Source organism: Nonlabens sp. YIK11, assembly GCF_001413925.1.
Taxonomy (GTDB): domain Bacteria; phylum Bacteroidota; class Bacteroidia; order Flavobacteriales; family Flavobacteriaceae; genus Nonlabens.
In genome coordinates this window covers 1558314-1580038 of sequence record NZ_LBMJ01000001.1, presented here as the reverse complement: position 1 = coordinate 1580038, position 21725 = coordinate 1558314, and the positions used below count along the sequence as shown (strand labels likewise).

At 41.4% G+C, this 21725-nt stretch carries 24 protein-coding genes; 10 read left to right on the top strand and 14 right to left on the bottom strand.

The annotated features are described in order from the left end of the window. Position 1: 1 nt before the first annotated feature. From AAU57_RS07145 to AAU57_RS07115, 7 genes are all read right to left on the bottom strand, one after another. The gene (locus AAU57_RS07145) at positions 2 to 1168 is read right to left on the bottom strand and encodes a sigma-54-dependent transcriptional regulator (protein WP_055412259.1); all 1167 of its coding nucleotides are present in this window, start codon (positions 1166 to 1168) and stop codon (positions 2 to 4) included. Then, positions 1168 to 2040, bottom strand: a complete 873-nt coding sequence (locus AAU57_RS07140) for a hypothetical protein (protein WP_231717784.1) — start codon at positions 2038 to 2040, stop codon at positions 1168 to 1170. The genes AAU57_RS07145 and AAU57_RS07140 overlap by 1 nt, the downstream gene beginning before the upstream one ends. 123 nt (positions 2041 to 2163) lie before the next feature. Continuing rightward, a complete protein-coding gene (locus AAU57_RS07135; RefSeq protein WP_055412257.1) occupies positions 2164 to 3066 on the bottom strand; it encodes a mechanosensitive ion channel family protein in 903 nt (300 codons plus the stop codon). Further along, complete coding sequence (locus AAU57_RS07130) at positions 3067 to 4362, bottom strand: ABC transporter permease (protein WP_055412256.1); 1296 nt, start codon at positions 4360 to 4362, stop codon at positions 3067 to 3069. Beyond that, positions 4355 to 5284, bottom strand: a complete 930-nt coding sequence (locus AAU57_RS07125; RefSeq protein WP_055412255.1) for an ABC transporter ATP-binding protein — start codon at positions 5282 to 5284, stop codon at positions 4355 to 4357. The genes AAU57_RS07130 and AAU57_RS07125 overlap by 8 nt, the downstream gene beginning before the upstream one ends. A gap of 222 nt (positions 5285 to 5506) precedes the next feature. Continuing rightward, positions 5507 to 6640: a molecular chaperone DnaJ gene (gene dnaJ / locus AAU57_RS07120; RefSeq protein ID WP_055412254.1), complete on the bottom strand. Its 1134-nt coding sequence runs from the start codon at positions 6638 to 6640 to the stop codon at positions 5507 to 5509. 1 nt (position 6641) lies between these two features. Continuing rightward, positions 6642 to 7199, bottom strand: a complete 558-nt coding sequence (locus AAU57_RS07115) for a nucleotide exchange factor GrpE (RefSeq protein WP_055412253.1) — start codon at positions 7197 to 7199, stop codon at positions 6642 to 6644. A gap of 219 nt (positions 7200 to 7418) precedes the next feature. On the opposite strand from AAU57_RS07115, the gene AAU57_RS07110 reads away from it, so the two are divergent. Both AAU57_RS07110 and AAU57_RS07105 read left to right on the top strand, forming a co-directional pair. Next, positions 7419 to 8072, top strand: coding sequence for a YceI family protein (locus tag AAU57_RS07110; protein WP_055412252.1), 654 nt, complete (start codon positions 7419 to 7421; stop codon positions 8070 to 8072). 83 nt (positions 8073 to 8155) lie between these two features. Next, positions 8156 to 8938, top strand: coding sequence for a hypothetical protein (locus AAU57_RS07105; protein ID WP_156340034.1), 783 nt, complete (start codon positions 8156 to 8158; stop codon positions 8936 to 8938). Positions 8939 to 8962: 24 nt separating this feature from the next. Here AAU57_RS07105 and AAU57_RS07100 read toward each other — a convergent pair whose 3' ends face one another. Beyond that, complete coding sequence (locus tag AAU57_RS07100) at positions 8963 to 9874, bottom strand: TIGR01777 family oxidoreductase (RefSeq protein ID WP_055412250.1); 912 nt, start codon at positions 9872 to 9874, stop codon at positions 8963 to 8965. Positions 9875 to 9996: 122 nt separating this feature from the next. Here AAU57_RS07100 and AAU57_RS07095 point away from each other — a divergent pair, with 122 nt between their 5' ends. Then, positions 9997 to 10977 (top strand): Gfo/Idh/MocA family protein, encoded by a 981-nt coding sequence (locus AAU57_RS07095; RefSeq protein WP_055412249.1) that lies wholly within the window; start codon positions 9997 to 9999, stop codon positions 10975 to 10977. A gap of 51 nt (positions 10978 to 11028) precedes the next feature. Here AAU57_RS07095 and AAU57_RS07090 read toward each other — a convergent pair whose 3' ends face one another. Next, on the bottom strand, positions 11029 to 11457 hold the full coding sequence (locus AAU57_RS07090) for a DUF2141 domain-containing protein (protein WP_055412248.1): 429 nt from the start codon (positions 11455 to 11457) through the stop codon (positions 11029 to 11031). A 171-nt stretch (positions 11458 to 11628) separates the two neighbouring features. On the opposite strand from AAU57_RS07090, the gene AAU57_RS07085 reads away from it, so the two are divergent. Next, positions 11629 to 12450, top strand: a complete 822-nt coding sequence (locus AAU57_RS07085) for a hypothetical protein (protein WP_055412247.1) — start codon at positions 11629 to 11631, stop codon at positions 12448 to 12450. Here AAU57_RS07085 and AAU57_RS07080 read toward each other — a convergent pair. Together AAU57_RS07080 and AAU57_RS07075 are read right to left on the bottom strand one after the other, a co-directional pair. After that, positions 12445 to 12771, bottom strand: coding sequence for a MerR family transcriptional regulator (locus AAU57_RS07080; protein ID WP_055412246.1), 327 nt, complete (start codon positions 12769 to 12771; stop codon positions 12445 to 12447). The genes AAU57_RS07085 and AAU57_RS07080 overlap by 6 nt on opposite strands. Beyond that, positions 12771 to 13751, bottom strand: a complete 981-nt coding sequence (locus tag AAU57_RS07075) for a M23 family metallopeptidase (RefSeq protein WP_055412245.1) — start codon at positions 13749 to 13751, stop codon at positions 12771 to 12773. The genes AAU57_RS07080 and AAU57_RS07075 overlap by 1 nt, the downstream gene beginning before the upstream one ends. Before the next feature lie 159 nt (positions 13752 to 13910). Here AAU57_RS07075 and alaS point away from each other — a divergent pair, with 159 nt between their 5' ends. From alaS to AAU57_RS07045, 6 genes are read left to right on the top strand one after another with little or no spacing between them, the layout of a single operon-like run. Beyond that, positions 13911 to 16532 (top strand): alanine--tRNA ligase, encoded by a 2622-nt coding sequence (alaS, locus tag AAU57_RS07070; RefSeq protein WP_055412244.1) that lies wholly within the window; start codon positions 13911 to 13913, stop codon positions 16530 to 16532. Positions 16533 to 16541: 9 nt separating this feature from the next. Further along, positions 16542 to 17111: an RDD family protein gene (locus AAU57_RS07065; protein WP_055412243.1), complete on the top strand. Its 570-nt coding sequence runs from the start codon at positions 16542 to 16544 to the stop codon at positions 17109 to 17111. Between the two features lie 38 nt (positions 17112 to 17149). Then, positions 17150 to 17443, top strand: coding sequence for a hypothetical protein (locus tag AAU57_RS07060; protein ID WP_055412242.1), 294 nt, complete (start codon positions 17150 to 17152; stop codon positions 17441 to 17443). 53 nt (positions 17444 to 17496) lie between these two features. Then, positions 17497 to 18411, top strand: a complete 915-nt coding sequence (locus AAU57_RS07055; protein ID WP_055412241.1) for a GSCFA domain-containing protein — start codon at positions 17497 to 17499, stop codon at positions 18409 to 18411. Next, the gene (locus AAU57_RS07050) at positions 18408 to 19034 is read left to right on the top strand and encodes a DUF4230 domain-containing protein (RefSeq protein ID WP_055412240.1); all 627 of its coding nucleotides are present in this window, start codon (positions 18408 to 18410) and stop codon (positions 19032 to 19034) included. The genes AAU57_RS07055 and AAU57_RS07050 overlap by 4 nt, the downstream gene beginning before the upstream one ends. Positions 19035 to 19082: 48 nt before the next feature. Further along, positions 19083 to 19805, top strand: a complete 723-nt coding sequence (locus AAU57_RS07045) for a DUF6498-containing protein (protein WP_055412239.1) — start codon at positions 19083 to 19085, stop codon at positions 19803 to 19805. A 100-nt stretch (positions 19806 to 19905) separates the two neighbouring features. Here AAU57_RS07045 and AAU57_RS07040 read toward each other — a convergent pair whose 3' ends face one another. The 3 genes from AAU57_RS07040 to AAU57_RS07030 are packed head-to-tail and all read right to left on the bottom strand — an operon-like array spanning position 19906 to position 21635. Next, entirely contained in the window at positions 19906 to 20367 is a 462-nt protein-coding gene (locus tag AAU57_RS07040; RefSeq protein ID WP_055412238.1) for a hypothetical protein, read from the bottom strand. Further along, positions 20364 to 21056 (bottom strand): hypothetical protein, encoded by a 693-nt coding sequence (locus AAU57_RS07035; RefSeq protein WP_055412237.1) that lies wholly within the window; start codon positions 21054 to 21056, stop codon positions 20364 to 20366. Before AAU57_RS07035 ends, AAU57_RS07040 begins: the two co-directional genes overlap by 4 nt. Before the next feature lie 30 nt (positions 21057 to 21086). After that, positions 21087 to 21635, bottom strand: a complete 549-nt coding sequence (locus AAU57_RS07030; protein WP_055412236.1) for an RNA polymerase sigma factor — start codon at positions 21633 to 21635, stop codon at positions 21087 to 21089. Positions 21636 to 21725 lie beyond the last annotated feature (90 nt).

The window sequence follows — 21725 nt, the reverse complement described above, 5'->3', positions numbered from 1 at the left end:
CTTATTTGCTTGCGAATAGTTTCACGTCTTTCTCACTAATTTGCTTACCGCCCAGAATGATCAATCGCTCCACGACATTGCGTAGTTCTCTAATGTTACCGGTCCAATCATATTCTTGAAGCAACTTGATGGCTTTATCATCAAAAGATTTTACGGGCATACCTTGCTCTGTAGAAATCTTATTTGAAAAATGCTCTACCAGCAAAGCGATATCTTCCCGACGTTCATTAAGTGACGGAACGTTAAGTAGAATTACAGCAAGCCTGTGGTATAGATCTTCTCTAAACTTATTCTCCTCGATTTCCTTCTTGAGGTTTTTATTGGTCGCTGCGAGAATGCGGACGTCCACTTTAATATCGCGATCGCTACCTACTCGTTGTATTTTGTTTTCTTGTAAAACGCGTAAAACTTTTGCCTGAGCATTGAGACTCATGTCTCCTATCTCGTCAAGGAATATGGTACCACCATTAGCGGCCTCAAACTTACCAGCGCGATCTTTATTGGCTCCCGTAAAACTTCCCTTTACATGTCCAAAAAGTTCACTCTCTATAAGCTCGCTGGGAATTGCGGCACAGTTCACTTCTATAAATGGGCCGCTGGATCGGTTGCTTTTTTCATGCAACCAGTGCGCGACAAGTTCTTTACCAGTACCATTCTCACCAGTAATAAGCACTCGAGCCTCAGTAGGCGCCACTTTTTCAATGATGTTTTTTATGATGGTGATGAGCTCGCTCTCGCCCACCATTTCATAGTTCTTACTGACTTTTTTCTTAAGTCTTTTATTCTCAACGACCAGCTCCTTACGATCCAATGCGTTACGAACGGTATTGAGCAGGCGGTTCAAATCTGGTGGCTTTGATATATAATCAAATGCTCCTAAACGCATGGTGTTCACGGCAGTATCCAGATCACCGTGACCCGAAATCATCACTACCGGTATTTCTGGTTTGATTTTTTTGATGGCTGTGAGTACCTCAACACCATCCATTTTAGGCATCTTGATGTCACATAGGATCAAATCATAATCATTATCCTTGGCAAGTTCTATACCTTCCAGGCCATCACTGGCTTCAGTAACGTTATAGGCTTTATTTTCTTCAGAAAGAATTTTTGTGAGAACGCGCCTTATAGCCGCCTCATCTTCTATCAATAAAATGTTTGAAGTCATTAGAACTTAAATTTTAAACCACCTCTTACATAAAAGCTAGGCTGGTCGTTAATGGTAAATATGTCATTCCTGTCATTGTCGCGCAATCTAAAGTCATCATTGAGAGTATACGCGCCATAACCGTAAAATAATAAATGATCTGTAAAATAGTGTTCATAGCCTAGACCACCTAAAACTAGGGTCATGGATATGTTCTCTGCCGTTTTTCCGTCTATGGTTATGTTTTGCTGTATGTTTCCAAAGAAATTGTCCAAAGTCACAAAACCTTGAATCGCATCCTTGTGGCTATCATTCAAATAACGGCGTACGTTTGTTTTAGGAACGCCTAAGGTGTACGTCCAGTTGGGTGCAAACTCTCTATAATAGTTGACAATAGGCAACGGGAAATTACGTCCTGGCGTTGTAGTGTATTCCAAACCAAAAATCCAGCGGTAAGGCTTGTTAATACTAGCATCAGTCTTGTCTAGGATTCCATAAGCAGCCAGTCCATAAATCATGTCATCACTTGTAATTTTGCTGTCCAGATTAGAAGCAACACGCGCAAGTGCTCTTACTCCAAATCGCCACTGCGGCATTTTTTCAGGTTTGAAAACATAGCCTAAACTCACCTCCATTCTTTGTGTGGAAGAAACGATGTCTGGATTGAACGGTACCGCATCTTTGATGTTGATATCATTGTATCTATAATCCAGACCTATGACAATGATCTTGTTCAAATCCTTATCTAACGGTATAGGTGCCTGAATGAAAGCCCTATATCGCTGTATGGAATTATCAGATTTTGAAAATGGAATATTCATGTATTCGATCCTCGCCAGATCTGTTGTTTGTGCATTAACCATAAAGCTTGAAGCACAAAGGATCAAAGCCATTTTCAACATATTTCTCATAGGGATCGTCAATCGTAAAGTTCATTTTTAGGGTTGAAGATGGAGGTGTTTTCGCTTTCGCGAAAGCGAACTCAACCAATCTCCTCCTGCTTTTGAAGCGGCATATTAAATTACATCATCAGCTGCCTCACTATCGTTAGTATTTTGATAATTTATGGGGCGTGACTGGTAAAAGTGAACATCTCTTTGCGGGAACGGTATAGTGATACCGTTTTCACGGAAGGCTGCGTCGATGGCAAACCTAAGGTTGCTCTTGATTCTAGGGTCTGTAAAACTGTCACGCACAAAAAAGTAAATTCCAAAGTCCAGGCTACTGTCACCAAAGTTGTTGAACATCACAAAGGGTTCTGGGCTTTTGAGGATGGTTTTTTCTGCCTTGGCGCACTCTATCAAAATGCGCTCTACCTTTTTGACATCACTACCATAGGCAACGCCTACATGAACCGACTCTCTGGTTTTGGTGTGATTTTGCGTGTAATTAAAAATGATCTCACTTAAAAAAAGGTGATTAGGAATGATCAATACCTTATCATCCCTAGTGATGGCGCGAGTACTGCGCAGTTTTATTTCAAAAACTCTTGCTACCTTGTCGTTCATTTCAACCACGTCATTCACCAGTACCGACTTGTCCACTAAAATGGTTATCCCAGCAATGATGTCCTTAAAGAAGTCTTGTAGCGCAAAACCAATACCTACAAAGATGGCCGCACTCGCAGTCAAGATACCGGTCAGGTTAATACCAGAACTGTGAAGGATCACTAGAATTACCGTTAAGTAAACCAGATAATTAAAGAACTTGAAAATGCTCTGGAACTTAAGCTTGTCGGCCGGTTCCATTTTGCGGGTAAAGAAATTCTTGACGAGTCTTAAAAAAACGCTTGTTAGTAATAATCCAACAATAACTAAAATGAGCATCCATAAATCAAAATGAAACTCACCTTTTGTGGCATCACCTTCAATAATCTGATAATTAAGAAAGTCCCTTATTTTTTGCCAGTCAATTTTCATCTAGTACTTGAGCCATTTATAGAGTTCCTTCCAATTGGTTTTCTTACCGTACATTAATATACCTATGCGATAAATCTTTGCAGCTAGGTAAGCTACAAAAATTATGGATGTATAAAGAAGTAAAATACTCAAGGTCAATTGCCACCAGGTGATCTCGCCAAATGGAATGCGCATCAACATCACTATAGGTGATGTTAATGGGATGTATGAAAAAATGACCGCAACGGTACCATTAGGATTGTCCATCACACTAAAGAAACCGACGTAAATCGCGAGCATCAATGGCAGTATGACCGGTAACATAAATTGTTGAGTATCTGTCTCACTATCCACAGCTGCGCCTATAGCCGTGTAAATTGCAGCGTATAAAAAGTATCCGCCAATGAAATATACAAAGAAACATATGATCATGGTTGCTAAAGGCAGTTGCATAATGTCGTTGACAATCAATTGCATCTCGTCCATATTTTGTGCTTGACTAACCATTTCTTGATTGGCTGGATTTTGAAAAGCTTCTACTCCAAAAACGGCCGATCCTACCATGATCAAAATAAATCCAAGAATCACCCAAATAGCAAATTGGGTTATGCCCGCAAGTGACGTTCCTGTGATCTTACCCAACATTAAGTAAATAGGTTTTACGGAACTAACGATAATCTCAACAATGCGATTTGTTTTTTCTTCTATCACAGATCGCATGACCATGTTCCCATAAATAATGATGAACATCATTAAAAGATATCCAGCAGCACCGCCTAAAGCAATTTTCACCCAACTGGATGCCTTGCTACTCACCACACCAGAATAGGTTTGCAGAGTGACTTTAGCTTTTACCCTTGCATCTTCCAAATCTTGCAAATCGACTCCTTTTTCTACCAGATTATTTTCGGTAGCTTTTTTTGACAGTTTTTCCTCCATCGAGTTGATGAAGGAAGTCGAAGGTGAATCGTTACTGTAGATGGTAGCCTTGACTTTATTTTGATCGTCATCAGTCAGATGAATGAGCGCATAATTCCCATCGCTTTCACTAATGGCAATAGCATTCTCAAGTTCTACATTGTCCAGGCGCTGGTATTCAAAATCAGAATTATCTTCAAATAATTGACCGTATCCAGACGCAGATTGATCTAACAGAGCGACCTGACGGGTCTCACTAGAGTTGATGCTGGTAAGCCATCCTATCAACAGAATCACTCCAATAAAAATCAGCGGACTTACAAATGTCATGATGACAAAAGTGCGGTTGCGCACCTTATTGATGTATTCTCTTCTAATAATCAACCACAACTTATCCATCCTGACGTACTGTTTTAATGAAGATTTCGTTCACGCTAGGTATGACCTCGCTAAAATGAGTAAGCTCACCAAGTCGGGTCAATTCCTGCAATAGTTGCGGTACAGCAAGGTTTTCTGGGATTTGAATAATGATATCTGTGGTATTATCCAGTCCTTTTAATTCTGCTGGAGTGACGGTCGCGATTGTATTGAGTTGTTCCATCGCTTTGACCTCATCCTCGCAAATAAGAGAAACAGCATACGTTCTATTTCTAAAACTTTGTTTCACATCATTGAGTCGTCCTTCAAGAACTACGTTGGACTTATTAATCAGCGAGATATAATCACACAATTCTTCCACACTTTCCATGCGGTGCGTTGAAAATATAATGGTAGCACCTAAGTCTCTTAACCGTAGAATTTCATCCTTAATTAAATCGGCATTTACTGGATCAAATCCTGAAAAAGGCTCATCAAAAATGAGTAGGTCGGGTTCGTGTAGAACGGTAACAATGAATTGTACCTTTTGTGCCATTCCCTTAGAAAGCTCCTGTAGCTTTTTGTTCCACCAGTCCTGCATGCCCAATCGCTCAAACCAGTATTGTAGCTTTTCCTTAGCTACTGATTTTTTCATTCCCTTGAGCTGTGCGAGATATATGCACTGCTCTCCTACCTTCATGGATTTATACAGGCCGCGCTCTTCTGGCATGTAGCCTATTTTGGAAATATGTTCTGGAACCAATTCCTCACCATTGAGTAAAATAGTCCCTGAATCTGGAACGGTAATCTGATTTATGATTCTTATCAACGAGGTTTTACCTGCACCATTAGGCCCTAATAATCCGTAAATACTGCCTTTAGGTACCCGTATGGTAACCTCATTAAGAGCTTGATAGTTGCCGTAAGATTTTGAGATATTAACTGCCTCTAAAGCGTATTCCATAATTTTGTTAATCGCGCTAAATTAACAATATAGCCTAGCAATACTGGCCATTTTTGAATTATTTAATAGCGACTGGAATTCAGTAAAGTAATGGCATAAAAAAACCCACCTCTCAATTGCTTGAGAGGTGGGAAAAATTGCTATGAAAAAGAAAAATAACAATTGGTTGGTTAACCAATGTTGATCAAATATAAACTTATTTTTCAATTCATTAAACTTTTCTTAAGAAAACATGTCTTTCACCTTTTCAAAAAATGATTTATCTCCTTGCTCTGGAGCTGGCTCAAAGTTGGAATCGGTTTTCATGGATTCAAAGAAATCCTTTTGATCTTTAGTCAAACTGCGAGGTGTCCAGACATTTACATGTACCAACAGGTCGCCAGTTCCATAGCCATTGAGGCTAGGCATACCTTTACCGCGTAATCTCAATATTTTACCGCTTTGAATTCCAGCTTCAATAGGAATTCGCACTTTACCGGTAACGGTTTTTATTTCTTTGGAAGTTCCCAATATCGCATCTGGAACACTTACGTAAAGATCATAATGCAGATTATTGCCTTCACGTTGCAACTCGGCATGTGGCTTTACTTCGATGTCTACCAATAGGTCACCGCTAACACCATTGCCTGGCGCCTCATTACCTTTCCCGCTTACTTTGAGACGCATATCGCTCTCAACTCCAGCCGGTATTTTTATAGATACCGTTTCTTCCTCAGTAATCAATCCTTGATTATCGGCTCCGTTGGGTTTGCTATCTAGAATCTGGCCAGAACCACCACAAGTGGTACAGGGTGCACTGGTTTGCATGCGGCCCAGGATCGTATTTTGAATTCTAGTTACTTGACCGCTACCGTTACAGGTAGAACAAGTTTTGTAGCTTACACCAGCGGCTTGTTTCTTGCGCTTTACCTTGACTTTTTTCTCAACGCCGTTGGCTGCTTCTTCCAATGTCAATGAAACGCGTATGCGCAAGTCCTTACCTTTCATACGTCGCTGACCGCCACGACCACCGAATCCTCCAAAGCCTGAGAATCCGCCGCCACCGCCGCCGAATATGTCTCCGAACTGGCTGAATATGTCTTCCATATCCATACCTCCAAAGCCTTGACCACCGCCAAAACCTTGACCGCCGCCAGAGGTATAGGCCTGGTGGCCCAACTGGTCGTATCGCGCTTTCTTCTGTGGATCGCTTAACGTTTCGTAGGCTTCAGCTGCTTTTTTGAAGTTTTCTTCTGCAGCACTGTCGCCAGGATTTTTGTCTGGGTGAAATTCTATGGCCTTTTTGCGGTAGGCCTTTTTAATTTCGGCAGCCGTTGCTCCCTTTGAAATGCCTAATGTGTCATAAAAATCTGCCATATTATTGTCCTATCACTACTTTTGGGTAACGTATGATTTTGTCGCCCAATTTGTATCCTTTCTCTATTACGTCTATAATCTTACCTTTCATGTCGTCGCTAGGTGCCGGTATTTGAGTCACGGCCTCATGCTCGTCTGCATTAAAGGCGTCTCCTGCATTTACTTCCATAAGCACCAGTCCTTTTGATACCAGTGTGTTGCGCAATTTGTTGTGGATAAGTGCCACACCTTCTGATAATTGCTGGTCTTCTGACTTTGCAATTTCCAGGATTGCTCTATCAAAATCATCCATTACTGGAATCAAGTCTTTAAGAACGCCTTCACCAGCTGTTTTGAAAAGCTCGATGCGCTCCTTGGCGGTGCGACGTTTATAATTCTCAAATTCTGCAAATAGTCTCAAGAATTTATCCTTTTCCTTCTGCAGATCTTCGGCAAGCACTTCTTCAACGCTTTTTTCTTCCTGCTCTACCGTTTCATTCTCGGTAGTCTCTGAAGTTTCTTGATCGTTGACTTGCTCCTGTACTACTTCTTCCTGCTCGTTTTTATCTTTTTTTGCCATGATTATGACTTACTTAGTTTTAGAATTATATTTTAGGGTTGTTGATGGGTTACGCTTTCGCGAAAGCGAACTCTTATACAATCATCCTGCACGCAATGGTCAAAAGTACTGCCATAGGAGAGCATGATGCCAAAATGTCACGGCTTTATTTTAATATACTTTTAACCAAACTATTTGTAGGTACACATAATTTTGTGGGCTAACAAATAAACCAATACAATGACACGTAATTTTTTAAAAATCACAGGAATAGCATCAATGATGATCTTTGCTGTTTCTTGTAAAGAGAATCCAAATGAAGTGGATGCCACAGAGGCAGAAACTGAAGCAATGGCAACAGAAGCTGCCGTTACCTATACTGTAGATACAGCTGCGTCTGAGATCATGTGGGAAGGTACTAAGGTAGGTGGTGCCCATACCGGTACTATCGATCTAAAAAGCGGTATGGTGATGGTAAATGGCGAGACTGTAGAAAGTGGAGAATTTGTCGTTGACATGACTTCTATCACAGTTACTGACCTTGAAGGTGAAAGCGCCATGAGTCTTAAAGCTCACTTAGAAGGAACTGCAGAAGGTAAAGCAACAGACTTTTTCAACACTCCAGAATATCCTGAAGCTAAATTTGTAGTTACTGGTCTTAACGGTAATACTCTTGAAGGTAACCTTACGCTTAAGGATGTAACTAAAAATGTTTCTTTCCCAGTAAGTGTATCTTATGACGGTGACAAAATGATGTTGACTTCTGAAGAGTTTACCATCGACAGAACAGATTGGGGAATCGTTTACGGTTCTGCAAGTTTGACTGACACTGTTAAAGACAAAGCAATCTCTGACGACATGAAATTGAAAGTAAATTTGGTTGCTACAAAGTAACCTAGTTGGTTAAATGATGAATGATGAAAGCCTCCTTTTGGGAGGCTTTTTTTATTATACATGGTTTGAGTATTATTGTTCCCATGAAATTCTTCACTCTTCTTTTTATAGTTTTTACCCTTCAGGTAGTAAATGCTACAGAAGCCTTCCATCCCTTTGCTACTGATGTGGATTCCATGATATCCTTCAAGGAAGTCCAAATCGATACGGTATTGAAAATTAAATTGCCCGAAAACCATTATTACGATGACGAATATTTTGAAGGGGTTCATTCCAGGTTTTGGTCTGCCTATCTAGAGGATGAAGATGTGACTTTCACGGTCAACGTCATGAATACGGAAAATCAAGCCTGCGTGGATGACATGGAAGAAATGCGCGCCTATTACCAGTCCATAGTGGAGAGCTGGCAGGAAGAAGAACCGACGATGAAAATAGGTGATAATTTTCAGCACATCAATGGCAATGTCTTTATGGCAAGTCTTGTATATACACAATATGATCTGGAGTATGATGAGACTTATCGCTATAACTTCACTCTCATCCAAGTAAAGGATCAACTGTACCAGATCTTGTACATTGAACCTTCAAATTTTAAAAATTATGAATATGCTGATACCTTCTTTGACAGCATTGACATAAACCCTGATTTTAAAGGCGAAAACCAGTATCAAAATTGCACTGGACTGGATCAAGCCTTTGTGGCTAACGACGGGAAATTTGGGATTTCAGCTTATGATCTAGGAATGATTTTCGGCGGTGCGATGTGTATTCTTATGCCTGTTGGCTTGATCATTATCATTGCCTTGATCTTGTATAATCGCAAGAAGAAAAAGAAGCAAAAAGAATGGAATGAATTGAATAGTTAAGTCTATAAATAGAAACTTCAACTGCTATTTCAAATATTCCTTCAAAGCCTTTTTAAGCTCTGGTAACTGAAAGGTATATCCAGACTGCTCGATCTTTTCACTACTTGCATATTGACTGGAAAGCACGGTAGCAGACATCTCGCCCAGCATGAGTTTCATCATGAACTCTGGTACATTAGGTAAGAAAACAGGTTTGTCCAATACTTCACCAATAGTTTCCATTAGAGGTCTATTTCTTACTGGATTGGGAGCAACACCATTGTAAACTCCTTCCAGTCGCTCTTCTGCTATATGCTGGAAGATTCCCACAAGGTCGTCAATAGCTACCCAACTTTGCCACATTTTACCATTGCCAAATCCAGCTCCAGCATATAGCTTCACTGGTTTTGCCATTTGCTCCAGTGCGCCGCCCTGAGCTGCCAGCACGATCCCTATACGAACGATAGAGTGCTTGAGTCTCAATTCCTTGAATTGCATTCCCATATTTTCCCAAGCGACACAAACCTCAGCCAAAAAATTATCTGCTGTAGGTGGCACTTCATTTTCCTTCAACGGTTGGCCTTCCCAAACGTCAGGATAAATACCTATCGCGCTTGCCGTTATGGCATGTTTCACCTGGTGATCATTATCGGCAAGAGCGTTAATAAGTAATTGAGTGCTATTGATACGACTGGACATGATGCGTTCTTTAGCCTCGTCTGTCCATCTTTGGAACACAGATTCTCCAGCAAGGTGTATGATGGTATCCACACCTTCCAGACAGGCAGCGTCTATTGACATGGAGCGCACGTCCCATAGAAAACCTCTGTAATCGGCTTCCTTTTCTATAGCGCTTTCTCTAGTCGTTAAATAATGGATCTGATGTCCTGCAGATCTTAGTACGTCGGTAAGTTTTGAGCCTACTAATCCTGTGGCTCCTGTAATCAATAGCTTCATGTTTCTAAGTTATGCCTCAAATAATTGTGAAGCTCTTCCATTTGCGAGAAATTAACGCTTTGCTAGCGGTATAGATAGGAATGAATTGAGAACTTGTACGACGGTAGCTAAATTTGAAAGCAATGAATAAAAAGATACATTGGGGAATTATGGGATTGGGCAAGATCGCCCACAAATTTGCACAAGACTTAAAACAGGTTGACAACGCAGTCATAACAGCGGTAGGTTCTCGATCCATGGATAAAGCAACCGATTTTGCTTCTACCTATGATGCAAAAAACGCCTATTCCAGTTATGAAGAACTTGCCCAAGATCCTGATGTGCACATCATTTACATTGCAACACCACACTCGCTTCATTACAAAAACACTTTGCTCTGCTTGAATCATGGGAAATCTGTTCTATGTGAAAAACCTTTTGCTCTCAATCAAGAACAAGCCGAAGAAATGGCCGCTTTAGCCAGATCCAAAAATTTATTCTTAATGGAAGGCATCTGGACGCGTTTCATTCCAGCGACCCATAAGCTTCTGGAATTATTGGAACAGAAAAGCATCGGTGATTTGCATTATTTGAAAGCCGATTTTGGCTTCATCGTCAGCGCACCGCCAGAAAGCAGGTTGATAGATAAGAACCTTGGCGGTGGCGCTTTATTGGACATTGGGATTTACCCATTGTATTTGAGCATGCTCGTTTTGGGCAATCCTATCGATATAAAAGCCAAGGCTATTCTGGCGCCTAATGGTATTGATCAATTCTGCAGTGTGATAGCGAGTTTTCCTAACAACACTCAAGCTGTCATGGAATCTTCCTTCATATCCAATACGCCTACTGAGGCTTTTATCTACGGCTCCAAAGGGTACATCAAGATGCATCGCAAATTCCATCAGACTGAAAAGCTGGAATTACATCTCTATGAAAACGAAACTACTCAAATATTTGAGCTACCCATCAAAGGAAACGGCTACGTCCATGAGATTGAACATGTGCATGAGCGTTTACAGGCAAACGCAACCCAGTCAGATTTGCTGCCACTGGAAATGAGCCTACAACTCACTCGCCATCTGGATCGCATCAAAGAATTGATAGGATTGCATTACACATGAAAACGTCCTGACATCATAGACATCAGGACGTTTTGATAAGAAATTCAGAATCTAGATCGCGATTCGTAGTGTAGTGTTTTCAGTAACCTCAAATTTGGCTTCTGCCCAGGTTGGTGGTCCATAACTCATCACATTATTGCTCACACCATAAGATTCTTTAGGCATTCCGTTTACTTCAAAGTCCATTTGTTTGTTACCGTTAAGATCTTGCAACACGATGATGGCATATTCTCCTTTTGGTACATTTTCAAAAGTAACTGTAGCGACGCCGTCTTTTATCGAGCTGCTTGCTGCCATTAATGGTGCGGCTTTCATAAACTGGTCTTTGGTACTCAAAGAGAAAATCATCTCGCCGTTGTCATTGCGAGCATTGTCTACATTTACCGTGATGGTGTAGGTTTCTACTGTTGATGGTGGTGTTTGCGCTTTCGCGAAAGCGGAAATAAGAATAAGAACTAAGGTGGTCATAAGCGTTTTCATATGTGGTGTTTTAGATTGTTTGATGATTCAAATATGCGCCGACATCGCGCATTTCAAAACTTGTTCCTACCCAACTGTCATTTTTACATCCTGAATTGTAACTTTTACCTGAAAACCAGAAAACCAGAAAACCAGCCACCATTTTGTTCGTATGTTGATGGGATACCTTTTATGAAAACAGCCAGCATTACCATTTTATTCATCGCATTTTTAGTTTTGAGCATCTTCTCCAAAGCAAGTGCGCAAGGCCTTGTGGATGGATTTTACAACGGCGCTGGCAAGTTGACCGCGGTTTTAGGTGCTGGTTATGAAGACAACCCAACCTATCTGGCCGGTAAAAATGAATTGGATCTGGAAAAATCATTTTTGAATGTCAATACGTTTCTTGCCTATGGATTGACAGATCGATGGGAATTGAATCTGGCAGCGGCCTACGTTAAAAGCGATCAAGAAGCTGGATTGCAGGATGCCCGATTCATCACCAAATTCAAGGCATTTGAACACAAAACCGATCAATACCAACTATCTACCACCATCGCTGGTGGAATCGCTTTTCCTTTAACCGATTATGAAACCGAAGGTCTCAATGCCATAGGCCAGCGAGCCACTAGATTTCCTTTGCGAGCATTACTTCATTTTCAAAAAGCGGATGGCTGGTTTGCCACTGCTCAGGCTGGCTATACTCCAACATTAAATCCTACACCAGATTCCAATACAGCAAGCCTAAAATTAGGAGTCGCAAAATCCAGCTATTACATCGATGCTTTCATCGATTATCAAAATTCGCTAAATGGTAGAGACTATCGTGGTTTTCCACAGCCCAATAACTTTAGGGAACTTGAAGTGGATTTCTTAAGAGCTGGCGTTACTTTTTATAAACCATTTGGTTCTCGAGCTGGTGCCTTCATTAACACCGCTTATACCTTCAATGGTAGAAATGTAGGTTTAGGACCTGCGATCAATATTGGACTGGTTTATAAAACGTCCTTATAAACTGTTCTTGATTTTAAGCAGTTCTGCTTTGACAAACTCTAGTTTCTTGATGATTTCCAGATGGCTTAGATCTTCCTTATGGGTTTTCATGTAATCACGAGCACCTTCCAACGTGAAACCGCGTTCCTTCACCAGATGGTAAATAGTTTGCAGATTCTTTACGTCAGCTTGTGAGAATTTGCGATTGCCACGTGCATTCTTTTTGGGCTGTAGAATATCAAATTCCTTTTCCCAAAACCGAATCAATGACGGGTTGACATCAAAAGCCTTAGTCACCTCGCCCATGGTGTAGTACAGCTTCTCTGGTAGATCAACATGCATTAGTCCAAAGAAATGTTTTCCTGTTGCGATTTCTTAAGCAGTTCATTGAACTCTTCTGGAGTAAGGGAACCGTAATAGAAGTTGATAGGATTGATGCGTTCATTATCCTTAAACACCTCATAATGTAAGTGCGGTGCCTGGGAACGACCTGTAGAACCTACATAACCTATGATGTCGCCACGCTTAACCTTCTGCCCTACTTTGACATTGTAAGGATTGCGCTGTCGCAAATGCGCATAAAGGGAAACATATCCATAACCGTGATCAATGCGTATGTGATTACCATAACCAGCACTATTGGCATCTGCCCGCTCAACGACACCATCACCACTGGCAAAAACAGGTGTACCGCGTGGTGCAGTAAAATCCATACCATAGTGAAATTTTCTGGTCTTGTTAAAAGGATCGGTACGATAACCGTAACCACTGGCCATACGCGTCAAATCCTGGTTACGCACTGGCTGGATCGCTGGAATACTAGCAAGTAATTTCTCTTTGTCTTTAGCGAGTACGGCGATTTCATCCAAAGACTTGCTTTGGATCGCGGTACGTTTTTTAAGCTTGTCGATGGATTCCTTAAGCGCGATAACTTTATCGCTGTTGGAATATCCTTCATAATTCTTATAGCGATTCACTCCACCAAAACCGGCCTGACGCTGCTCTTCAGTAATTGGGTTAGCATCAAAATAAATGCGGTAGATGCTGTTGTCGCGTTCCTCGACTTCTTCAATAACGGCAGTAAGTTGGGCGATTTCTTCTTCCATACTTTCCATTTGCATCTCTACAAATTTCTTGTCACGCTTAGCGCTGCGCAGCTCTGGAGAATCGTACACCTTACCGGCATATAAATAAAGAAGAAAGCCTACTAGACAGCTGGAAAAGATAAAAAGAGCCACATTACCAAAGATTTTGCGCTTGCGACGCTCTACTTTTTGGTAAGAAAGTGTTTCTTGATCGTAGTAGTACTTAACCTTTGCCATACGTTATAAAGTGCTATTTTTGCCGTGTTTTCTGCTACTTAAACAAGACGCAGAAGGACTGATTTTGTTACGCTTTCGCGAAAGCGAACTCACCTTCAATCCCATAAACAACGAGGACAAAAGTAAGAAATTGTAATTAACCGCAGGACAGACGCCATAATGAAGTCACAACAGATACGACAAACATTCCTAGATTTTTTCAAAAACAAGCAACACGAGATTGTGGTCAGTGCGCCCATGGTCATCAAGAATGACCCAACGCTCATGTTTACCAATGCTGGGATGAACCAGTTCAAGGAATATTTTCTAGGTATATCAGATCCCAAAAACAATAGGGTGACAGATACCCAAAAGTGCCTGCGCGTGAGTGGTAAGCATAACGACCTGGAAGAAGTTGGTGTGGATACCTATCACCACACCATGTTTGAGATGTTGGGGAACTGGAGTTTTGGCGATTATTTTAAAAAAGAAGCGATTGCCTATGCTTGGGAACTTTTAGTAGACGTTTACGGCATCGATAAAGATTGCCTGTACGTGACCATTTTTGAAGGTGACGCCTCAGAAAATCTGGAACGCGATACAGAGGCCTATGATTTCTGGGCAGAACTTATTGATAAAGACCGCATTCTAAACGGTAACAAGAAGGACAACTTCTGGGAAATGGGAGATCAAGGCCCATGTGGTCCTTGTTCTGAAATTCATGTGGACATACGTAGTGATGCCGAAAAGGCAAAAGTGGATGGCGCCTCGCTGGTCAATGCAGACCATCCACAAGTAGTGGAAATATGGAACCTAGTTTTCATGCAATACAACCGCATGGCAGATGGTTCCCTTAAAAACCTACCGGCGCAACACGTGGATACGGGAATGGGCTTTGAGCGACTGGCCATGGTATTGCAAAACAAGCAATCCAATTATGATACAGACGTGTTCCAACCGCTCATTAACGAGATTGAAACCATCACGGGCCATTCTTATGGCAAAACCGAGCAGGAAGATATCGCCATACGTGTCATTGCAGACCATGTGCGTGCCGTCTCTTTCTCTATTGCAGACGGTCAATTGCCGTCCAATACCGGTGCAGGTTATGTGATACGCAGGATCTTGAGACGTGCGATACGTTACGGATTTACCTATCTTGATAAAAAGGAGCCTTTTATTTTTAAACTGGCGACCACGCTGGCTCATCAAATGGGCGATGCTTTTCCAGAATTGAAGGCACAGCAAGATTTGATCATTAATGTCATAAAAGAGGAAGAACAATCGTTCTTGAGAACATTGGATCAAGGACTCATATTGTTGGATTCTATGATCGCTTCCGCGAAAGCGAACTCTCAAAATACGATTGAAGGATCCAAAGCTTTTGAGCTTTACGACACCTTTGGCTTTCCTATAGATTTGACCGCTCTTATCCTGCGTGAAAAAGGAATGGAGCTTGACGAAAAAGGTTTTGACAAGGCCATGCAGGAACAAAAAGATCGTTCTCGCGCCGCCAGTGCCACATCTGCTACAGATTGGACTGAACTAAGACCTGACGACACTCAAGAATTTATAGGTTACGATCGCCTGGAGGCAGACGTCTTTATCTCTAAATACAGAAAAGTCACCTCTAAAAAGGATGGTGATCAATATCAGCTAGTGTTTAATATGACACCATTTTATGGAGAAAGCGGTGGACAGACTGGCGATAAGGGTTACCTACAAAGTGCTGATGGTGATACTGTTTACATTGTTGATACTAAAAAGGAAAACGGACAAACCGTACATATCACAAAAAACCTACCTAAGGAAGTAAAGGAACGCCACAAAGCTGTGGTAGATGCGCGACAACGTCAGCGTAGTGCTGCAAACCATACGGCGACTCACCTATTGCATCAAGCCTTACGCAAGATTTTGGGAACTCATGTAGAACAGAAAGGATCCATGGTGCGCAGTGCGTCCTTGCGATTTGACTTTTCACATTTTGCTAAAATGACTCCTGAGGAAATTGATCAGGTGGAACAATTTGTCAACGCTCGTATCGCAGAACACCTTGAACTGGAAGAAAACCGAAATAACACTTATGAAGCTGCCATTCAAGATGGTGCGATAGGATTGTTTGGTGAAAAGTATGGTGATATAGTGCGCACCATTAAGTTTGGTGCCAGCCATGAACTTTGTGGCGGTACACATGTGCAAAACACGGCAGATGTTTGGCACTTTAAAATCAAAAGTGAAAGCGCCGTTGCCGCAGGTATACGTCGTATCGAGGCAATTACTGGCGATGCCGTTTTAAAATACTTTGAGGAGCAGGATGAAACCCTGGAAGAGATCAAAAGCATTTTAAAATCTACGGCTCAAAATCCGGCAGAATCCGTACAAGCATTGCAAGTTGAAAATGCAGCTCTTAAAAAAGAAATCGAGCAGTTGCTCAAGGCAAAAGCTGGAAACCTAAAAGGTGATTTGATCGCTTCAGCTCAAGAGGTCAACGGTGTGAATTTCATTGCCGCTGCCACCGATCTTGATACTAAATCCATCAAAGACCTGGCATTTGAAATCGAGCGCGAGATGGAGAATTTATTTATGATCTTGGGATCCAATGCTGACGATAAAGCCACACTTACCGTCATTATTAGTAAGAATCTGGTAGAAGACAAGAAGTTTAATGCTGGTCAGATCGTTCGCGAACTGGGCAAGCATATTCAAGGCGGCGGCGGTGGACAGCCACATTTTGCCACAGCTGGCGGAAAGAATCCGCAAGGGATTGATAAGGCATTGGAAGCAGCTAAGGATTATTTATAAAATTGCATTGTGCAAAACGATCCATTCATAGAAGCGGAAGAGCAGCAGGAAACCAGCCTTGTTTACAAGGGATTTGGCCCGCGATTGGGTGCATATTTGCTGGACATGTTGTTTCTGGTTGTTCCCATTGGCGCTTTAAATGTCTATAATCTCATTTATCTGCGCAGCTTCTGGTTGTATGTATTGGTAAGTCTTATTGCCATGGCTTACAAACCTGTATTGGAAGGTTTGTATGGAGCCACTTGGGGAAAGATGATTGTATACATTAAGGTAGTCGCTTATGATGGTGGTAAAATCAATACTGCTCAAGCGATTTTGCGCAGCATTTTCACCATAAGCCAGACGCTCTTTATGTTGCCTGTTTACTACTTCATGTTTAACGACAGCTATTTGCTAGAGATAGAAAATTACTTTGAATTTAGCAGCGCCATGTCTGAGCGTTATCCGTTGATCAATGTCATTTCAGGGGTTTCTGCATTGATCACGTTTGCAGAGATAATCGCATTACTGATGGATCAACCCTACTGGAGAGCGATTCATGATCGTATTGCCAAGACGTATGTGGTGGAGTCTGAATAATATAAGGTGATTGAACAAAATAAGTTAAAATTTGATGGATGCTAGCAGGTGGATTTATACAGCATATGATCACGGCGATGAAAAACAACGCCAGACGTCGTAAGACCAGCGATACATCCATGGCAGGAACACAGGCTGGAGCACTTTATAATAACGATACCAGTAAAACACCTCAACACACACCAGAACAGATTGCAGCGGCTAAAGCGGCCTTTCAAATCAAGGCACAAAAAGAAAAGCGCCGCCGACTGAAAGTTCTGTTGATTACTATTCTAGGTGCACCGTTGTTAGGTTACCTGCTGTTTAAATTAATGACCTACCTCATCAATTAGTTTAGAATTACCATAACATCGACTGGCAGTCGTTTGATTACATTTGGTATTCTATGAAATTCACCACACATTTTGAGATTGAGACGATCAAAAAACCGCTGGATCATCATGGCAGCGTGGTGCTCATGGGCAGTTGCTTTTCCCAAAACATAGGCGACAAGCTTTCCTACTGTGGTTTTGAAGCGTTGGTCAACCCTTTTGGGGTCATATTTAATCCATATAGTTTGATGCTGTTGATGGAGAAATCCATTGATGAGGATTTCACTATGGACGACGTGAGTGGCAATTTCAGCTACCTCGCACATTCAGATCTGAATGCAGCAAATGCAAGTGAAGTTTTGATACAATTACAAGATGCCGGCCAGGTTCTCAAAAAGCGTTTAGAAAAAGCTTCTCATGTCATCATAACTTTGGGAACAGCCTGGATCTACGAACTTCAAAAAACTGGACAGATCGTGGCCAATTGCCACCAGCAACCGCAAAAGTTATTTAGCAAGAGGTTGTTGAGCAGACATGAGATGGAAGAGGCCTTACGGCGTATCGAGTCACTCATCAAGAAAGTCAATCCTGCAACGCAATTGATATACACCTTATCGCCCGTACGTCATACTAAGGATGGAATGGTAGAAAATGCCCGCAGCAAGGCGCGACTTCATGAAGCCATCCAGCAATCCTGCGACGGTCGTGTTCCTTACTACTTTCCAGCCTATGAAATCCTGATGGACGAGCTGCGCGATTACCGTTTTTATGCCAGTGACATGATACATCCTAATGCGACCGCTGTGGATTATGTGTGGTTACGCTTTCGCGAAAGCGTACTTCACCAAAACACGGTGAACGCTATAAAAACCATTGAAAAACACCAAAAGTTAGCCGGCCACAAACCCAAAGACATCGAGGCGCATGCCTTACAAGTGGAGCAATCACGCCAGCAGCTACTTTCACAATTTCCCTATCTACAACTATGAATAGCAGACTTAAAAATATCTTTATAGGTGTTGCCATCACGATCATTATTGTGCTGATGTACAGCTATTATAGCAGCCGCAATGACGAGCGCGAACGCCTTATTGCCCAAACCGCTTTGATTGAGAAACAGGTGCGCAACGTGAGCAAGCTTGTAGTGACTGAGGCTACTTATGCCAAGGTGTATACCTATGAGAATACAAAGGTTTTTGGTTGGGATTTTTTCAGTAGCCAGAAACGAGCGCTGGTCATTTCAAACGCAAAAGTTCAAATCGCGTATGACTTGAAAAAGATGAATTTCCAGATTGATGAGAATGCCAAAACGATTAGGATTCTTAACATTCCACCACCAGAGATTAAGATCGACCCTGATCTCACCTATTATAATCTGGATAATGGACTCACCAACAGATTTGAAGCACGGGATTTTAATAAAATCAAAACGCAGATTACCAAAGACCTAAAAAGCAAGGTAAGTAAGAGTGAAGTTGTAGGCAATGCCCAGAATAGACTGCTTAGTGAGTTATCACAAATCTATGTCCTGACAGAAAGCTTCGGCTGGACACTGGAATATGACGGCTCTACCATCAACAGCGATAGCGACTGGAGTGACCTGATGGATTAGGGCAAATGCCTTATGGATTTTCATTGGTCTTAGGGATATTTTAGTCGCATGAAATTAGGAGTGCTGCAACCATTGCTCAAGATCAATGAGCGAACGACCCATATCTATCTTTCCAGCCTTTTTGTGCTGCTGTTGTACTTTTTAGGATCTGTAAATGCCATCACGGTGATCTTTTCCTATTTCTTGGAGACCATCGTGATAGGTGTCATTAATGTATTCAAGATTCTTTTATCGCGTAAAAAAGATGAAAAGGAACTTAATGGCAAATTCTTTCTCGCGGCATTCTTTACCGTCCATTATGGAATGTTTGTAGCGATACAATCCATGTTTGCCTTTACCTATCTGGAAATTTCAGATCCCAACTGGACCAGTAGTGGTTTTGAATTGGTTGATAATTATGCCCGTGTGCTTGCGATGGACAATATAGGTTGGATTCTGGGTACGATCATTTTAAATAACCTTTGGGTATTTTATAAAAATTACCTGCAGAATGGGCGATATCTGGAAGTTAGTGGACTAGAACTGATGTTTGCGCCGTACGTCAGGATATTTGTGCAACAGTTTGTGGTAATCCTATCTGGATTTTTTATCAGCTTTGGAGCGCAGCATGCGGCCGTGGTTTTATTGATAGGCTTGCGCACCTTTATTGATGTGATGATAGTAGAGATACGAGATGGCACTCCTTTTATGGAGTATCTGGTCAAGAAAAACAACACCAATAAAATAAGCGACGAAGAATTTAGGAAGTACGTCAAAAACCTTTCTGAATAGTTAGGTGCGATCTTCTGTAAAAAGTAAATCCCTCAAGAACGAGTTCTCGAGGGATTTGCCATCATTAACCAAAACTAACTACTAAAATCTTTTGCGGAATCTATCTGCCTCTAGTGCGGTATTCCTGCAATATCTTTTTTCTAAATTCATATTCAGCCTTTTTGAGTTGTAAAAATCTTTTTGGGCCTATGATTTTGATAATCTTTCTGTTGCGCGCTTCAAAATTAGATTCGTTGAGTGCTGCTTCAATATCAAACATGCCATCCACAAAATTTTGCGCTTGATCTAAGGACATGGTATTGAAATTATTAGCCATGTCGTACATCAACTTCTTCTTTTTGATCTTCAAGTCGTTACGTTCCTCCTTGATATCGTTAAAGATCGGCCAGAATTTCTGTGCCTCTTCTGAGGTGAGTTCAAGTTCCTGAGTCAGGAATGCCACTTCCATGGCTTCAATCTTATCTGTGGCACTACGCACCTCTTGATAGCTGGTACGCACTACTTGTGCCATTGAACTGACAGATGCCATTAGGGCTATGGTAAATACAGTTATCGTTTTCATTCTTCCAACATTTGGTTCATATCTACCTCATCTGCAAGGTAGTTTAGCAATTCATCATTATTAATAGAGGTTTCAAAGTTTGCGGTATCAAGAATGTCAGTATCTGAATATAAGATGTTGATCGCATCATGATCAGATATAAAGTCTGTTTCAGCTAAATAAAGAGCTATCTCTTCATTTTCCAAATCTTGAATGGTCAGTGCATTTTGAGGCCAGAATCCATCTATAGCAAGTACAGCAACAAATATGGCGGCAACGGCAATCATTGGGATCACCCATGATGGGTAATCTCTTTCCAGCTTGACTACTGGTTTATCGACAGTTGCTTCCAGTACTCGTTTTTCCAGTTGCTCAAAATAGTGATCTGGTGTGGTAAATGGTAGTTCCTTAACTTTTATAGAATGCTCACTTTGTGCTACTGTGTTCATCACACGATCTTCGAGACCATCAAAATAACCTATAGGCACTTCAAAACCATTCGCATTGACCGCAGCTGCATCCTGATCAGAACGCACGGCATTCATAATACGATCCTCCAAGCCGTCAAAATAACCAGAAGGCACAGAAAATTGAGAATCCTCACGCTCTTGCGCAGGTTTCACGTTATCGCACAACCGATCTATGTTCGCCTTAAAGTATCCTTGCGGGACTTTAAAACCTAAATCGTTATGTGTGTTCTTCTTTTTCATGTTTCTATGACACCAATTATGGCGATTAGTTTAATCTCCCTTAAGGTAAGACTCTATCTTTTTTGCTGCAATATGATAGCTTGATTTTACAGCACCTTCACTAAGTTCCAAAATTTCGGCGATATCCTTAAACTTGATCTCGTCGTAGTACCTCATGTTAAAAATCTCTCGCTGGCGATCTGGTAATCGTACCAGTGCTTTTTGAAGTTGCATTTGTATATCATCACCCGTGAAATACACATCTGCTTCCAGTTGCTGTACTAGGTAATCTTGCATTTCGGCACTGTTGATCTGGACGATTTTAGATTTGCGTTTGAGAAAGGTCATACTTTCATTGTATGCAATTCTAAACATCCAGGTACTCAATTTACTATCACCTTTAAAATTAGGCAAGCCTCTAAAGATCTTGATAAAGACATTTTGCAGCACATCATCTGCGTCCTCGTGGTTGAGCAGGATCTTACGTATTTGCCAGTAAAGGTTTTGCTGATGTTCTTTCACAAGCATGCGAAAACCTTTGTCCAGTGACTTAGGGTTTGCAATGAGATCAAGAATTTCGCGGTCGGTTGTTTGGCTCATTCAATAGTTCTGACTCTTAAAAATAATAAAGGTTTAATGTTTTTCTACTCGTTGACAAAAATCAAATGGAGTCTTTTTAAATTTAAGGAG

What these genes read in the sequence shown, in the direction of transcription:
- dnaJ (WP_055412254.1), bottom strand. Translation starts at nt 6,640, where the DNA reads ATGGCAGATTTTTATGACACATTAGGCATTTCAAAGGGAGCAACGGCT.
- alaS (WP_055412244.1), top strand. Translation starts at nt 13,911, where the DNA reads ATGAAGTCACAACAGATACGACAAACATTCCTAGATTTTTTCAAAAAC.
- AAU57_RS07050 (WP_055412240.1), top strand. Translation starts at nt 18,408, where the DNA reads ATGAATAGCAGACTTAAAAATATCTTTATAGGTGTTGCCATCACGATC.
- AAU57_RS07145 (WP_055412259.1), bottom strand. Translation starts at nt 1,168, where the DNA reads ATGACTTCAAACATTTTATTGATAGAAGATGAGGCGGCTATAAGGCGC.
- AAU57_RS07100 (WP_055412250.1), bottom strand. Translation starts at nt 9,874, where the DNA reads ATGAAGCTATTGATTACAGGAGCCACAGGATTAGTAGGCTCAAAACTT.
- AAU57_RS07095 (WP_055412249.1), top strand. Translation starts at nt 9,997, where the DNA reads ATGAATAAAAAGATACATTGGGGAATTATGGGATTGGGCAAGATCGCC.
- AAU57_RS07060 (WP_055412242.1), top strand. Translation starts at nt 17,150, where the DNA reads ATGCTAGCAGGTGGATTTATACAGCATATGATCACGGCGATGAAAAAC.
- AAU57_RS07125 (WP_055412255.1), bottom strand. Translation starts at nt 5,284, where the DNA reads ATGGAATACGCTTTAGAGGCAGTTAATATCTCAAAATCTTACGGCAAC.
- AAU57_RS07075 (WP_055412245.1), bottom strand. Translation starts at nt 13,751, where the DNA reads ATGGCAAAGGTTAAGTACTACTACGATCAAGAAACACTTTCTTACCAA.
- AAU57_RS07055 (WP_055412241.1), top strand. Translation starts at nt 17,497, where the DNA reads ATGAAATTCACCACACATTTTGAGATTGAGACGATCAAAAAACCGCTG.
- AAU57_RS07110 (WP_055412252.1), top strand. Translation starts at nt 7,419, where the DNA reads ATGACACGTAATTTTTTAAAAATCACAGGAATAGCATCAATGATGATC.
- AAU57_RS07035 (WP_055412237.1), bottom strand. Translation starts at nt 21,056, where the DNA reads ATGAAAAAGAAGAACACACATAACGATTTAGGTTTTAAAGTCCCGCAA.
- AAU57_RS07030 (WP_055412236.1), bottom strand. Translation starts at nt 21,635, where the DNA reads ATGAGCCAAACAACCGACCGCGAAATTCTTGATCTCATTGCAAACCCT.
- AAU57_RS07085 (WP_055412247.1), top strand. Translation starts at nt 11,629, where the DNA reads ATGAAAACAGCCAGCATTACCATTTTATTCATCGCATTTTTAGTTTTG.
- AAU57_RS07090 (WP_055412248.1), bottom strand. Translation starts at nt 11,457, where the DNA reads ATGAAAACGCTTATGACCACCTTAGTTCTTATTCTTATTTCCGCTTTC.
- AAU57_RS07115 (WP_055412253.1), bottom strand. Translation starts at nt 7,199, where the DNA reads ATGGCAAAAAAAGATAAAAACGAGCAGGAAGAAGTAGTACAGGAGCAA.
- AAU57_RS07080 (WP_055412246.1), bottom strand. Translation starts at nt 12,771, where the DNA reads ATGCATGTTGATCTACCAGAGAAGCTGTACTACACCATGGGCGAGGTG.
- AAU57_RS07135 (WP_055412257.1), bottom strand. Translation starts at nt 3,066, where the DNA reads ATGAAAATTGACTGGCAAAAAATAAGGGACTTTCTTAATTATCAGATT.
- AAU57_RS07140 (WP_231717784.1), bottom strand. Translation starts at nt 2,040, where the DNA reads ATGGCTTTGATCCTTTGTGCTTCAAGCTTTATGGTTAATGCACAAACA.
- AAU57_RS07045 (WP_055412239.1), top strand. Translation starts at nt 19,083, where the DNA reads ATGAAATTAGGAGTGCTGCAACCATTGCTCAAGATCAATGAGCGAACG.
- AAU57_RS07040 (WP_055412238.1), bottom strand. Translation starts at nt 20,367, where the DNA reads ATGAAAACGATAACTGTATTTACCATAGCCCTAATGGCATCTGTCAGT.
- AAU57_RS07105 (WP_156340034.1), top strand. Translation starts at nt 8,156, where the DNA reads ATGAAATTCTTCACTCTTCTTTTTATAGTTTTTACCCTTCAGGTAGTA.
- AAU57_RS07130 (WP_055412256.1), bottom strand. Translation starts at nt 4,362, where the DNA reads ATGGATAAGTTGTGGTTGATTATTAGAAGAGAATACATCAATAAGGTG.